Here is a 13,408-nt window from a genome sequence, read left to right as displayed (position 1 = left end):
GCTCCTCGGCCGACAGCTCGGTCTCGCCCTTCGGCGTGACCTTGCCGACCAGGATGTCGCCGGGGCGGACCTCGGCGCCGATGCGGATGATGCCGCGCTCGTCGAGGTCCTTCAGCAGCTCGGGGCTGACGTTGGGGAGGTCACGAGTGATCTCCTCCTTGCCCAGCTTGGTATCGCGGGCGTCGACCTCGTACTCCTCGATGTGGATCGACGAGAGGGTGTCCTCCTTCACCAGCTCCTGGCTCAGGATGATGGCGTCCTCGAAGTTGTGACCCTCCCACGGCATGAACGCGACGAGCAGGTTCTTGCCGAGCGCGAGCTCGCCGTTGTCGGTGGCGGGACCGTCGGCGATGACCTCGCCGACCTCGACGCGCTCACCGGCGTTGACGATCACGCGCTGGTTGTAGGACGTGCCCTGGTTCGAGCGGTCGAACTTGCGCAGGTGGTACTCCTGCGTGCCGCCCTCGTCGAGCATGACCACGACGCGGTCCGCGGAGACCTCGCTGACCACACCGGCCTTCAGCGCGGTGACGACGTCACCGGCGTCGATGGCGGTGTAGCCCTCCATACCGGTGCCGACGAGCGGCGAGTCGGAACGGAGCAGCGGCACGGCCTGACGCTGCATGTTGGCACCCATGAGGGCGCGCTGCGCGTCGTCGTGCTCGAGGAACGGCACCAGCGAGGTCGCGACCGACACCATCTGGCGCGGCGAGACGTCGATGTAGCCGATCTCCTCGGGCAGGAACAGGTCGACCTCACCCGATCCGCCGCGGGGGCGGGCCAGCACGTGGCTCTCGGTGAAGCGGCCGTCCTTGGTGAGGGGCGCGTTCGCCTGGGCGATGTTGAAGTCGGCCTCCTCCGCAGCGGTGAGGTAGTCGATCTGGTCGGTGACCCGGCCGTCCTCGACCTTGCGGTACGGGGTCTCGATGAAACCGAAGGAGTTGATGCGCGCGAACGTGGCGAGCGCACCGATCAGGCCGATGTTCGGGCCTTCAGGGGTCTCGATCGGGCACATGCGGCCGTAGTGCGACGGGTGGACGTCACGGACCTCGACGCCGGCGCGGTCGCGGCTCAGACCACCGGGGCCGAGGGCCGAGAGGCGGCGCTTGTTGGTCAGACCCGCGAGCGGGTTGTTCTGGTCCATGAACTGCGACAGCTGCGAGGTGCCGAAGAACTCCTTGATCGCGGCCACGACGGGACGCACGTTGATCAGGGTCTGCGGGGTGATCGCCTCGATGTCCTGAGTGGTCATGCGCTCGCGGACGACGCGCTCCATGCGGGACAGACCGGTGCGCACCTGGTTCTGGATCAGCTCGCCCACCGCGCGGATGCGACGGTTGCCGAAGTTGTCGATGTCGTCGACCGCGATGCGGATCTCGGCCTTCTTGCCCGAGCGGATGCCCTCGAAGGACTCGTCGCCGCGGTGCAGACGCACCAGGTACTTGATCGTCGCGACGATGTCCTCGACGGTCAGCACCGAGTCGGTGAGCGAACCCGCCAGGCCCAGCTTCTGGTTGATCTTGTAGCGACCCACCTTGGCCAGGTCGTAGCGCTTCGGGTTGAAGTAGAAGTTGTCCAGCAGCGCGCGGGCGGCCTCGGCGGCGACCTGCTCGCCCGGACGGAGCTTGCGGTAGATGTCGCGGAGCGCGTCCTCCTTGGTGAGGATGGTGTCCTTCGCGAGAGTCTCCTCGATGGAGGGGAACCCGGCGAACTCGGCGAGGATCTCCTCGCTGGTCATGCCGAGGGCCTTCAGGAAGACCGTGACCGACTGCTTGCGCTTGCGGTCGACGCGCACGCCCACCTGGTCGCGCTTGTCGATCTCGAACTCGAGCCAGGCGCCGCGGCTGGGGATGACGCGAGCCGTGACGATGTCCTTGTCCGAGGTCTTGTCGGGGGTCTTGTCGAAGTAGACACCCGGCGAGCGGACGAGCTGCGAGACGACGACGCGCTCGGAGCCGTTGATGATGAACGTGCCCTTGTCGGTCTGCAGGGGGAAGTCGCCCATGAAGACCGTCTGGGTCTTGATCTCACCCGTGAGGTGGTTCATGAACTCGGCCTCGACGTACAGCGGGGCGGCGTAGGTCTTGCCGCGCTCCTTGCACTCCTCGATCGAGTACTTCTCGGGCTCGAGGTAGGGGTTCGTGAACGAGAGCTGCATGGTCTCGCCGAGGTCCTCGATCGGGGAGATCTCCTCGAAGATCTCACCGAGTCCGGACACCTCGGGGACGTCGCTGCGGCCGGCCTTCTTGGCCTCTGCGACCCGGGCCTTCCAGTCGTCGTTCCCGACGAGCCAGCCGAACGACTCCGTCTGCAGTGCGAGCAGATCGGGAACCGTCAGCGTGTCGGAGATCTTGGCGAACGAGAGGCGGGAGACTCCGCGGCCGTTCTTCTTGGTGGTGGATGTGGATGCGTTGCGAGCAGCAGCCAAGGGAGTAACCTCCGTGAGCCCGGGCAGGGGCTGGTCGATTCCTAGACGTCGGTGGAGTGCACGCTCGAGAACTCAACAGTTGCCGACCACCATATGAGGGCATGGAGAAGCGAGCGCAACTACCTACTATAGGCACGAATCGGCGACATGGCAAGCTGAATCCTTGACCAATCCTGAAAGCTGCGGTATTGGCATCCGATCGCGCCGTCCGATCAGGAGTCGCCGGTAGGGTCGGATGCCATGAAGCGGACCCCGTTGGCGCAGCACGCTCCGAACCGCACGCCCTCCGCGTGGGGATCCTTGTTGCGGATGCTCGGGATCGGCCTGGCCGTCGTGACCGTCTCCGCCGTGGCCGTCGCCGGCTACGTGGTGATGGATCTGACCCAGCGAGCCGGAGCGGATGCCGTGAAGCTGGAGGCCGCACCGAAGGTGCCGCCTCCCTCGCTCGGCGAGTTCGAGGGCGCGTTCACGATGCTGCTGATCGGCACCGACGAGTGCGGCGAGGTGTCGAAGCAGGTGCTCGGTCCGCGCTGTCAGCGCGAGGACGGCATCCTGAACGACATCAACCTGCTCGTGCACGTGTCGGCGGCGCCGCGCCGCGTGACCGTGGTCTCTCTCCCCCGCGATCTGATGCTGAAGGTGCCGCAGTGCACGCGCGAGGACGGCAGCACGGCATCCGCCATGCGCAAGGCGCCGATCAACACGGTCTACTCGCACGCCGGGCTGTCCTGCGTCGCCAAGACGGTGTCGGAGCTGAGCGGGATCGACATCGGCTTCGCCGCGAAGCTCAGCTTCGACGGCGTGATGAAGATCACGGATGCCATCGGCGGCGTCGAGGTGTGCATCGGACCCGAGGGCCTGCACGACAAGAAGTACACCGGGATCGACTGGCCACCGGGACCGCGGACGATCAAGGGGCTCGAGGCCCTGCAGTTCATCCGCGTGCGGCACGGCATCGGCGACAACAGCGACCTGTCGCGCATCTCCAACCAGCAGCAGTACATGTCGCGCCTGGCCCGCACGATCCTCAGCAGCGAGACCCTCACCGACATCCCCAAGATGCTCCGCCTGGCGAGCACCATCGCCAGCAACGTGAAGCCGAGCGAGGAACTGGCCGACCCCGTACGCCTCGCGCAGCTCGCACTGACCATGAAGGGCGTGCGCTACGACGACTTCCTCCTCCTGCAGCTGCCGACGGTCAACGACCCGGATGCTCCGACGCAGCGCGTCGTGCAGAACACCGGCGCAGCGAAGCCGATGTGGGAGGCGATCAAGAGCGGCCAGTCCATGCAGATCACCGGATCGGCGAGCCACGGCGGCAGCGCCACAGTGGAGACGCCTGCCACACCGCCACCCTCAGCGCCTTCCTCTCCGACGCCGTCGTCGACACCCGGCGACACGACCGTGCTCTCCTCCGAGATCACCGGCATCGACCTGAACCAGCAGACCTGCACCGGCTGAGCCTGAGCGCTCGATAGGCTCATCCGCATGGGACGAGCGCGCGGGAAGGATGCCGAGAACCCGCGTACGCGGCTGGATCACGGCGGCATCGCCGAGATCGCACCGAGCGAGTTCACCAGTGGCTTCGAGCTGATCGTGGACGGCACGCCGCAGTCGCACGTCGACCCGGCCGACCCCACGCACCTGCACTTCGAGTACATCGTGCGGATGGGCGCCGTGATCGATCAGCTCGGCTCCTCGGCATCCGCTCCGCTCAGCGTCGTGCACCTGGGCGCCGGTGCCCTGACGATCCCCCGCTACATCGACGCGACCCGGCCGGGATCGCGCCAGCAGGTGATCGAATGGGAGGCGCCGCTGGTGGCGCTGGTGCGCGAGCACCTTCCGCTGCCGCGTGGCGCAGCCATCCGCATCCGCATCGGCGATGCCCGCGAGGGGCTGAAGCGGCTCCCGCCCGCACTGCACGGACAGTGCGACCTGGTGGTGTCGGACGTCTTCTCCGGCGCGCAGACGCCCGCGCATCTGACCAGCGCCGAGTTCTACCGCGAGATCGCCGACCTGCTCGCGCCGGCGGGCGTGCTGCTCGTGAACGTCGCCGACGGCCCCGGCCTCGCCTTCGCCCGGCGGCAGGTCGCCACTGCGGCGACAGTGTTCCCCGAGGTGGCGCTGCTCGCCGACACGCAGGTGCTGAAGGGGCGGCGGTTCGGGAACCTCGTGCTCGCGGCATCCGCTCTTACGCTGCCCACCGACTGGCTGCCGCGGATGCTGGCGGCCGGGCCCCACCCGGCCAAGATCGCGCAGGGCGACGAGGTCGCTGCGTTCGCCCGCGGCGCGGCGATCGTGACGGATGCGGATGCCGTGGCCTCGCCGCGTCCGGACTCGAGCCTGTTCCTTCGCTGAACTCCCGTCCCGGTCCTCTCGTAGCAGGGCGTGCCTCGCCCCGTTCCCAGGTCGGCGATGCAGACTGGAGAGTGCACGGAGAGGAGCCAGCAGTCGTGAATTTGATCCAGGGTTACGACCCCGACACCCTTCGTGAGATCGTCAGCGAGCGCGAGTGCCTGATGCGGCTCGCCGAGATCGAGAACCAGCGCAGCCTGCTGGTGCTGCTCGAACGGGTGTGGCTGCTCAAGGTGCTCGACCGCCTCGACGAGGCCCTCGAGACCGCCGAGGAGACCGTACGCCAGGCGCGCATGGCGGGCACCCGCAAGGACCTGCTGCGGGCGCGCGTTCTGCACGCCACCGTGCTGCAGCACCGCGGTGCGCATGCCGCCGCCGCACTGGAGCTCGCCCACAGCGCGAGCGAGGCGGAGGGTCAGGGCTGGATCGGCATCGCGGCCTTCGCCCACCAGCACCACGGCAGGAACGCCTACGAGGCACGCGACTTCGAGCAGGCGCGGGAGAGCTTCAAGCGCTCACTGTTTCTGCGTCGCGAAGCCGGTGCCGACGACGCCGAGCTGGAGCAGGCGCTGCGCGCCATCGAAGCCGCGGAGCGCCGCAGCGCCGAGGGCGCCGACGCATTGGTCTGAGGCCGGATTCCTGAGCCCGATCCGCCCTGGCCCGCTTCGCCCGTCGAAGCCGATCCCGATGTCCGTCGGCGGCTCTAGTCTGATCTCATGGCCGATCTGAACCGCGTGCGTGTCTGGGCACAGGCGCTGATCGACATGCACCTCGACGACACGTGGAGCTTCGACTTCGACCACGCCAAGCGCCGCGCGGGGCTGTGCGACTACCGGCGCAAGCGCATCACGGTGTCCCGCTATCTGGCCGCCCGGTTCGAGGACGACGAGATCCACCAGACGCTGCTGCACGAGGTCGCGCACGCCGTCGCCGGGCACGCCGCCGCGCACGGTCCGGAGTGGAAGCGCGTGGCGAGGGACCTCGGCTATGTGGGCGGCACCACCCACCACGGCGAGACGGCCACCGAGCTGGCCCCGTGGGTGGGCACCTGCCCCGTCGGACACGTCACCTACCGGCACCGCCGCCCCGCTCGCGAGACGTCCTGCGCGCGATGCTCGCGCAGCTTCGACAGCCGCTACCTGTTCGCGTGGACCCGTCGCGAGATCACGGCCGCCGACCGCCGCGCCGCCCAGCTCCCCCGCTGAGCTCCGGCGGGATGGGTCAGGCCTGCTCGCGGGGGCCGCGGTAGCGGCGCACGAGGAGTGCGATCAGGCGCCAGCCGAGCAGGAAGACGCCCAGCACCACGGTCGCCACGATGATGAACGGCGGCTGCGCGGTGTCGCCCGTGGCGACGCGCAGCAGCATCCCTCCCGCCACCGTCACGATCCAGGCGACCACTCCCCAACCCAGCGACCAGGGACGCCGCGGGCGTGCCGGCACCAGCATCGCGAGCAGATGCCCGACGACCAGTGCGACGAGGAACGGCCGCGCGGTGATCAGGAACCCGATCGGGTCCTCACCGTGCGACGCACGCCCGATGACGGCGAAGATCAGCACCAGCACGGCGTCGAGCACGAAGGCGGGAAGGTACCTCATGCAAGAACCCTATGCGCATCCGCCGACGCCACGACGCGGCGCGCGGCGCCCGCCCGCAAACGCGGGAACGCCTTCAGACGAAGCGCTCGAAGGCGCCGTCGCGCAGCACGGGGACGGCATCGACGGCATCCGGTTCCGCTGCTTCCTCCGTGGTCGCAGGACGGATGCCCGCCTCGAGCATCCGTGCGGTCGAGGCCACCCCGTCCACCAGCTCGCGTCCCGACCCGCTGGCCGTGAGCAGGTGCCGCAGCGCCCGGCGCAGCGCGCGGAAGGACTCGGCGGCCACAGCCGCATCGGGCGAGGAGTGGTCGATGCCGAGGTCGGTCAGCGCGGCGATCACGGCCCCCGCGCCGAGCTGATCCTCGACGGCAAAGCGCAGGTCGCCGGCGGAGGTCCTCTCCCCCGCGGCGATCACGGTCACCGAGGTGCGTGCGGCGCGGCGCTCCTGCAGGGTCATGACGGCGCGGGCGGTCGCGGCGGCGTTGCGGATGCCGCCGACCAGCACGATCGCGCCGGTCTCGGCCGCCGCGGTCGCCACATCGGCGCCGTTGGACGACCAGATCCGGGCATCCGCCAGCTCGACTGAGCCTCCCTCGGCGACGATGTTCACCAGCGTGGAGGAGAAGCGCAGCACGTCGACGACCACGACGATGTCGGCAGGTGCCAGCCGGGCGAGGCCCTCGGCGCCCCACTCGACACGGACCTGGTAATACGACTGATCGAACGGCGACGGCATCCCTTCAGCCTATTGCCGTCGGATGCCGTTCCCCGCTCGCGCGACGGGCGAGCGGCCCGGCATGGATCAGGAACGCATCCCCGATCACCTCCGGAGATGCGTTCTTGATCCATCCTGCGGGCACGGATGCGTTTCTGATCCGCCCTGCGCCGGTGGGCACAGCGGTGCCGGCCTCAGTCCGCGGCGAGCGCCTCGACCGGAGCGACCCGGGTCGCCAGGCGCGTGGGCGTCACTGCGGCGATCACGGTCAGCAGGGCGGTGGCGACGACGATCGCGGCGACGGGCATCCACGGCACTGCGGGGTACACGAACCCGGCGGGCTCGAAGCTCGGCAGCACGGGCACCGCGCCCAGCAGGGACTGCGCGGCGATCCATCCGTACACGACGCCGAGGACGAGCCCGGTCAGAGTCGCGGCGACGGTGATGTGCACGGCCTCCAGCAGCACCATCCGCCGCACCTGAGCGCCGGTCAGCCCGATCGCGCGCAGCAGTCCCAGCTCGCGGCGGCGCTGCACGACACCGATCGTGAGCAGGTTCACCAGGCCCACGGCGGCGATCACGGCCGACACCGCCACGAGCACCATCATGATGTTCGCGAAGGCGTCCATCGGCGCGAAGAAGTCGGAGGGCACGTCGTCGGTCTGCCGCATCATCAGCGCCTTCGACGACTCCAGTGCGACGGCGAACATGGTGACGAGGGCGACGCCCATCACCACGCCGATCGCCATCCGGCTGGACCGCTCCGGGTAGCGCAGGGCGTTCTCCGCGGCGAGGCGCGCAGTGGCGCCCTTGCCGAACAGGCGGCCGACCAGTCGCAGCACGGGCGGCATGAACAGCGCCGCGCCGGTCACGATGCCGGTGAACGAGAAGACGCCGCCGAAGAACGCGACGATCACACCGAGCGGGGTGATCAGGCCGATCACGACGCCGGCGGCCAGCAGCGCCGCGCCGATCAGCAGCAGCACGAGCGCGCCGACGTGCTTGCCGCGGCGGTCGGCGACCTCGTCACGCGTGCGCTCGACGGAGCCGCCCAGCGCCTGCAGCGGAGTGACGGTGAGCACCCGGCGCGAGCCGATGTACGCGGCGAGCCAGGTGGTGAGCGCGACACCGATGACGGGCAGCGCGATGCCCGGCTGCGCGAGCGTGACGCTCTCCGGCACGCTCGGCATCAGGCTCTGGCCGATCAGCATCCCGAGGCCGGACAGCGCCAGCCCGACGACCAGTCCGATCGCGGCGCCGATCACTCCGACGACGAAGCCCTGCCCCGTCACCTCGGCGCGCTGGGACCGGGCGGATGCCCCGATCAGCCGCATCAGCGCGATGCGGCGCGTGCGCCCGGTGATGATCGTGGAGAACGTGTTCGCGGTGACCACGGCGGCGACGTACATCGCGACCCCGGTCAGCAGCACCGACAGGATGATCACGACGATCGCGAGGGTCTCGCTGTCGCCGATGAAGGGGTCGGCCTGCAGCACGGCGCCGATGTACGCGGTGACCTCGACGAGGAACACCCCGAAGGCGGCGGCGAGCGCCGCGACGAGCACGCTCGCGCCCATGCCGCGCTCGCGCAGCCACGCCAGCCGAGGGCGGGTCGCCGCCGTCTCCGGGACGACCGTGCCGATGGCGGTGCCCGAGGCGACGGCGGTCATGCCGCCACCTCGGCCGCGAGCATGTACGCCGCGATCTGCTCGGCGCTCTGCTGCGGGTGGTCTGCGGTGATGCGGCCGTCGCCGAGGAACAGCACGCGGTCGGCGTGGCTGGCGGCGATGGCGTCATGGGTGACCATGGCGATGGACTGGCCGTGCTCGCGGCTCGCGGAGGCCAGCAGCTGCAGCACCTCGCGTCCGCTGCGGGAGTCGAGGTTGCCGGTCGGCTCATCGGCGAAGACGAGGTCGGGCGCGGTGGCGAGCGCACGGGCGATCGCGACGCGCTGCTGCTGACCGCCGGACAGCTCGTGCGGTCGGTGGTTGAGGCGGGATGCCAGGCCCAGACGCTCCACCAGGCCGTCGATGCGGGCCTTCTCGATGACGGACGGCCGGCGCCCGTCGAGCTCGAAGGGCAGCAGGATGTTGCCGAGCGCGTCGAGTGTGGGGACGAGGTTGAACGCCTGGAAGATGAAGCCCACGCGGCGACGGCGCAGGATGGTCAGCTCGAGGTCGTTCAGGCCCGTGATCTCGGTGTCGCCGATCCACGCACGCCCCTCGGTCGGCGCGTCCAGGCCCGCCATGATGTGCATGAGCGTGGACTTGCCGGATCCGGACGGGCCCATGATGGCCGTGAACTGGCCGCGGCGGATGCCGACGCTGATGTCGTCGAGGGCGCGCACTCCGGCGGCCCCGGCGCCGTAGGACTTGGTGAGGTGCTGGACGCGTGCGGCGAGGCCGAGGTCCGAAGTCGTGATCTCCATGTCATCGACGCTATTCGCGGCCTCCGCAGCGCCGCATCGCCCGCGGGGAGCATCCCGCGTACATCTGGAGGATGATCCCGGCGGCGCGCGTCACACCCAGGCGTGCGTGGAGACTCCGACGAGGTTCCAGGCGTTGATCGTGACGATCAGCGAGACGAGTGCGCCCAGCTCCTCCGGCGAGAAGACCAGCGCCGCCGCCGCCCAGTCCGCGTCGGGCACGCGGGTCTCGGATGCCCGGGTGATGCTCTCGGTGAGCGTGAACGCCGCGCGCTCGCGTGCCGTGAAGAGCGACGACTCGCGCCAGACCGCCACCGCGGCGATCCGGGCGATGGCGTCGCCGGCCTTCTGCGCGTCACCGGTGTGCAGGTCGACGCAGTAGCTGCATCCGTTCAGCTGCGAGGCCCGCAGGCGCACCAGCTCGCGGAGCCGGGCGTCGAAGCCGACGGCGTCCAGTTCCCGCACCATCGCATTGTCGAGATGCGCGAGCGCCTTGGAGAAGTGCGGGGCGACGGTGTCGATGTCGAGGCGGACGAGAACGGGGACGGGCTGGTCTGTCGTGGTCATGGCTCCAGCCTCACGCGAGGCGGATCATCTGTCCAACAGCTGATCAAGATCGCTATCATCTGTTCTGAATATGGAGATCCATCAGCTGCGCTACGCCGTCGCCGTCGCCGACACCGGCTCTTTCACCGCGGCCGCCGAGGCGGTCAAGGTCAGCCAGTCGGGCGTGAGCACGCAGGTGCAGAAGCTCGAGCGGGAGCTCGGCGTCGCGCTGTTCGATCGAAGCGGCCGCCGCGTGATCCTCACAGCCGACGGGGAGCGGATGCTGCCGGCGATCCGCGAGTCGCTCCGCGCCCTGAGCGAGATCCGCACGACCGCTGCGGACCTGCGCGGTCTGCTGCTGGGATCGCTGCGCGTCGGAACCGTGTCGGGGCTGACCTGGCCGCGGCTGTTCGACGCCCTCGGGGAGTTGCACGAAGCGCACCCGGGGCTGGAGGTACGGCTGCACGAGGACACCTCGGAGGGCCTCGTCTCCGCGCTGCGCCACGGCGAGCTGGACATCGCCGTGGTCGCCTGGGCGCAGCATCCGCCGGCAGCGCTTGAGACGATCACCCTCTTCGACGACCCGCTCGTCGCCGTGGTCGCGCGGGACCACCCCTGGGCGTCGCGGCGCAGCATCCGCCCCGCCGAGCTGGACATGGTCGACGTGATCTCCCTGCCGCTCGGCACCGGGGACCGCGCCGCCCTCGCACAGCTGCGACCCGGCCTGGAGCCGCGCTGGGAGGTGTCGACCCCGTGGTTCATCGAGCGGCTCGCCGCACGCGGCCTGGGAGTGGGCGTCGTCAGCGATGCCACGCGACGACGCTGGGACGAGGTCCGGGCCATTCCCGTGGACGCGCCCGATGTGCGCTCACGGCTCGGCATCGCCTGGCGTCCCTCGCCCTCACGCGCCGCGGAGGCGCTCCGCGCACTGCTCGTCGCGCCCTGAGAGACGCCGTGCTCAGGCCAGGCCGTGCTCGAAGGCGAAGACGACCAGCTGCACCCGGTCGCGCAGTGCAAGCTTGGTGAGGATGCGGCTGATGTGCGTCTTCACGGTCGCCTCGCTGAGGAACTCGCGCGTCGCGATTTCGGAGTTCGACAGCCCCCGCGCCGCGAGAGCGAAGATCTCCCGCTCGCGGTCGGTGAGGTCGGCGTAGCTCGGCGGCACCGGCTTCGTCTCGGAGGTGAAGTGCGCGAACAGCTCGCGGGTGGCGGATGCCGCGATGACGCTGGATCCCGATTCGACCGTGCGGATCGCGGCCAGCAGGAACTCGGGGTCGGCGTCCTTGAGCAGGAACCCGCTGGCGCCCTGCTGGATGGCGCGGGCGGCGGCCTCGTCGAGATCAAACGTGGTGAGCATGACGATGCGGGGAGCATTCGGCTGCTTCAGCAGCTCGGCCGTGGCCGTGAGACCGTCCATCACCGGCATCCGGATGTCCATCAGCACGACGTCGGGCCGGGTGCGCGCGACGACCTCGAGCGCCTCGCGGCCGTCACCGGCCTCCCCCACGACGTCCATGTCGGGCTGCGAGCCGACGAGCATCCGCACCCCCGCGCGGAACAGCGCCTGGTCGTCGACGAGCACGACCTTGATCATGATGACCCCTCCTGGCCGGGGAAAGAACCCCGGCATCCATCTTCGCGGGTCGCGGTGACCACGACGTCCAGGATTACCGCGCGTTCGCGGTGCCGCCGACGCCTACGCACCGATCGGGAGCGTCGCTCGGACGACGAAGAAGCCGCCCTCGCGCTGCGCGTTCAGCGTTCCGCCGACCAGCTGCGCGCGCTCGCGCATCCCGACCAGCCCGTGTCCGCCGGTCGGCCCCGAGGGCGCTGTCGCGACGCGGTTGCGCACCTCCACGTCCGCCCGGTCGGCCCACCACGACAGCCGCACGTCGACGTCGCCCTCGCCGTGCCGAAGGGCGTTGGTGAGCGCCTCCTGAAGGATGCGGTAGACCGCGAGCTGGATGCTTCCCGGCGGCTCCCCCGGCGGCATCGGATCCACCGTGACGCGGGGCTCGATCCCCGCCTGGCGCACCTGCGCGAACAGGGTCTCCAGATCGGCGAGGGTCGGCTGCGGGCCGTCGCCCTGCCGGTGCCGCAGCTGGGTGAGCAGCATCCGCACGTCCGACAGCGCGGCGCGCGCGGTCTGCGCGATCGTGACCATCGCCTCCTGAGCCAGCTCGGGCTTCGCGGCGGCCGCATACCGGGCGCCGTCGGCCTGGGCGATCACCACAGCCAGGGAGTGCGCGACGATGTCGTGCATGTCTCGCGCGATGCGCACCCGCTCGGCCTCCTCGGCGGCGGATGCCTCGGCCTGCAGCTGCGCCAGGCGGGTCTGCCGGCCGTTGGCGACCGAGCGCCAGAGCAGGCCGGAGCCCCACGCGATCACGAGTGCGAAGCCGATGCTCGTCGCCGCCAGCACGGCGATCATGGACACGCGTGCGGCGGCGTTCAGCAGCCCGTCCGACGTGATGACGGACGACAGCTGCAGCAGCGCGATGTACAGCCCGGCGACCACTCCACCGCCGAGGGCCGATGCCCCGCCCCACCACAGCAGGCGGCGACTGCCCCAGGCGCCGGTGGCGAAGAGCACGGGGAAGACCGCGATGTCGAAGGCGAGGGGCGGGAGACCAGCGGCCATCTGGATGGCGGCGGCGGCCCAGGCGATGGCGAGCGCGAGCGGCGGTGAGAGCCGCGAGATGGCGGCCGCACCCCACATCGCGACGGCGACGATCACCAGCACGCTCGCGGACAGCCACTCGGGCTGCACCCACGGGCTGAGCATGCTCGCGCTGAACACGAACGAGAGCGGCAGGGTGATCAGCAGCCCCAGCACGCTGCCGACGACGTCGACGATGAGCCAGGTGCGGGAGACGGGGCGGATCACACTCTCACGCTACGGGACGCGTGCGCGGCGGGCATCCGCCTGGAGATGTATCCCGAAGCGGCTCAGACCCGGGCGAGGATCTCGCCGTGGGGCACCAGGTACCAGCCGTCGCCGTCTGCGGCCCACGCGCGCCATGCGTCGCTGATGCGTTTCAGATCGGCATCCGTCGCCATCTCGGATGCGGTGAGCTGGCGGGCGAGGGCGGACTCCAGGATGCGGTCGGCCCACATCCCTCCCCACCACTCGCGCTCCGCAGGGGTGGCGTAGCACCAGGTGGATGCCGTGGCCGTGATGTCGGTGAACCCGGCGGCGCGCGCCCAGGCGAGCAGGCGGCGTCCGGCATCGGGCTCGCCGCCGTTGGCCCGCGCGGCCTCGCGGTACAGCCGCAGCCACTCGTCGAGCTCGGGCAGCAGCGGGAACCAGATGAAGCCGGCGTAGTCGGCGTCGCGCACCGCG

Annotated in this window: 13 protein-coding genes and 1 pseudogene; 5 read left to right on the top strand and 9 right to left on the bottom strand. The window is 70.3% G+C overall.

Annotated elements, in window-relative coordinates; genetic code table 11:
* Positions 1 to 2,428: DNA-directed RNA polymerase subunit beta (gene rpoB / locus BGN97_RS07530; RefSeq protein ID WP_292699594.1), on the bottom strand; the 2,428-nt coding region annotated here is incomplete at its 3' end.
* Between the two features lie 240 nt (positions 2,429 to 2,668).
* Here rpoB and BGN97_RS07525 point away from each other — a divergent pair.
* The 4 genes from BGN97_RS07525 to BGN97_RS07510 all read left to right on the top strand — a co-directional run bounded on the left by BGN97_RS07525 (position 2,669) and on the right by BGN97_RS07510 (position 5,988).
* Complete coding sequence (locus tag BGN97_RS07525) at positions 2,669 to 3,889, top strand: LCP family protein (protein ID WP_292699592.1); 1,221 nt, start codon at positions 2,669 to 2,671, stop codon at positions 3,887 to 3,889.
* 27 nt (positions 3,890 to 3,916) lie between these two features.
* Complete coding sequence (locus BGN97_RS07520; protein ID WP_292699590.1) at positions 3,917 to 4,786, top strand: fused MFS/spermidine synthase; 870 nt, start codon at positions 3,917 to 3,919, stop codon at positions 4,784 to 4,786.
* Positions 4,787 to 4,881: 95 nt separating this feature from the next.
* Positions 4,882 to 5,412, top strand: a complete 531-nt coding sequence (locus tag BGN97_RS07515; protein WP_292699588.1) for a hypothetical protein — start codon at positions 4,882 to 4,884, stop codon at positions 5,410 to 5,412.
* Between the two features lie 87 nt (positions 5,413 to 5,499).
* Positions 5,500 to 5,988, top strand: a complete 489-nt coding sequence (locus tag BGN97_RS07510) for a SprT-like domain-containing protein (protein ID WP_292699586.1) — start codon at positions 5,500 to 5,502, stop codon at positions 5,986 to 5,988.
* 16 nt (positions 5,989 to 6,004) lie between these two features.
* Here BGN97_RS07510 and BGN97_RS07505 read toward each other — a convergent pair whose 3' ends face one another.
* From BGN97_RS07505 to BGN97_RS07485, 5 genes are all read right to left on the bottom strand, one after another.
* Positions 6,005 to 6,379, bottom strand: coding sequence for a DUF3054 domain-containing protein (locus tag BGN97_RS07505; protein ID WP_292699584.1), 375 nt, complete (start codon positions 6,377 to 6,379; stop codon positions 6,005 to 6,007).
* Positions 6,380 to 6,452: 73 nt separating this feature from the next.
* Positions 6,453 to 7,115 carry a 2-phosphosulfolactate phosphatase gene (locus BGN97_RS07500; protein WP_292699581.1) on the bottom strand — a complete coding sequence of 221 codons (663 nt, stop codon included), beginning with the start codon at positions 7,113 to 7,115 and terminating at the stop codon, positions 6,453 to 6,455.
* A 173-nt stretch (positions 7,116 to 7,288) separates the two neighbouring features.
* Positions 7,289 to 8,764 (bottom strand): FtsX-like permease family protein, encoded by a 1,476-nt coding sequence (locus tag BGN97_RS07495; protein WP_292699579.1) that lies wholly within the window; start codon positions 8,762 to 8,764, stop codon positions 7,289 to 7,291.
* Entirely contained in the window at positions 8,761 to 9,522 is a 762-nt protein-coding gene (locus BGN97_RS07490; RefSeq protein ID WP_292699577.1) for an ABC transporter ATP-binding protein, read from the bottom strand. The genes BGN97_RS07495 and BGN97_RS07490 overlap by 4 nt, the downstream gene beginning before the upstream one ends.
* A gap of 90 nt (positions 9,523 to 9,612) precedes the next feature.
* The gene (locus BGN97_RS07485; RefSeq protein WP_292699575.1) at positions 9,613 to 10,086 is read right to left on the bottom strand and encodes a carboxymuconolactone decarboxylase family protein; all 474 of its coding nucleotides are present in this window, start codon (positions 10,084 to 10,086) and stop codon (positions 9,613 to 9,615) included.
* Between the two features lie 70 nt (positions 10,087 to 10,156).
* Between BGN97_RS07485 and BGN97_RS07480 the strand changes: the two genes are divergently transcribed.
* A complete protein-coding gene (locus tag BGN97_RS07480; protein ID WP_292699573.1) occupies positions 10,157 to 11,011 on the top strand; it encodes a LysR family transcriptional regulator in 855 nt (284 codons plus the stop codon).
* 12 nt (positions 11,012 to 11,023) lie between these two features.
* On the opposite strand, the gene BGN97_RS07475 is transcribed toward BGN97_RS07480, so the two are convergent.
* From BGN97_RS07475 to BGN97_RS07465, 3 genes and pseudogenes are all read right to left on the bottom strand, one after another.
* On the bottom strand, positions 11,024 to 11,659 hold the full coding sequence (locus BGN97_RS07475) for a response regulator transcription factor (RefSeq protein WP_292699571.1): 636 nt from the start codon (positions 11,657 to 11,659) through the stop codon (positions 11,024 to 11,026).
* A 102-nt stretch (positions 11,660 to 11,761) separates the two neighbouring features.
* Positions 11,762 to 12,952, bottom strand: coding sequence for a histidine kinase (locus BGN97_RS07470; RefSeq protein WP_292699569.1), 1,191 nt, complete (start codon positions 12,950 to 12,952; stop codon positions 11,762 to 11,764).
* A 62-nt stretch (positions 12,953 to 13,014) separates the two neighbouring features.
* A pseudogene (locus tag BGN97_RS07465) lies at positions 13,015 to 13,408 on the bottom strand (SAM-dependent methyltransferase); the annotation flags it as partial.

It is taken from the genome of Microbacterium sp. 69-10 (assembly GCF_001897945.1).
Lineage (GTDB): Bacteria > Actinomycetota > Actinomycetes > Actinomycetales > Microbacteriaceae > Microbacterium.
The sequence above is the reverse complement of the archived record's forward strand: the minus strand, read 5'-3'. Positions and strand labels throughout refer to the sequence as shown.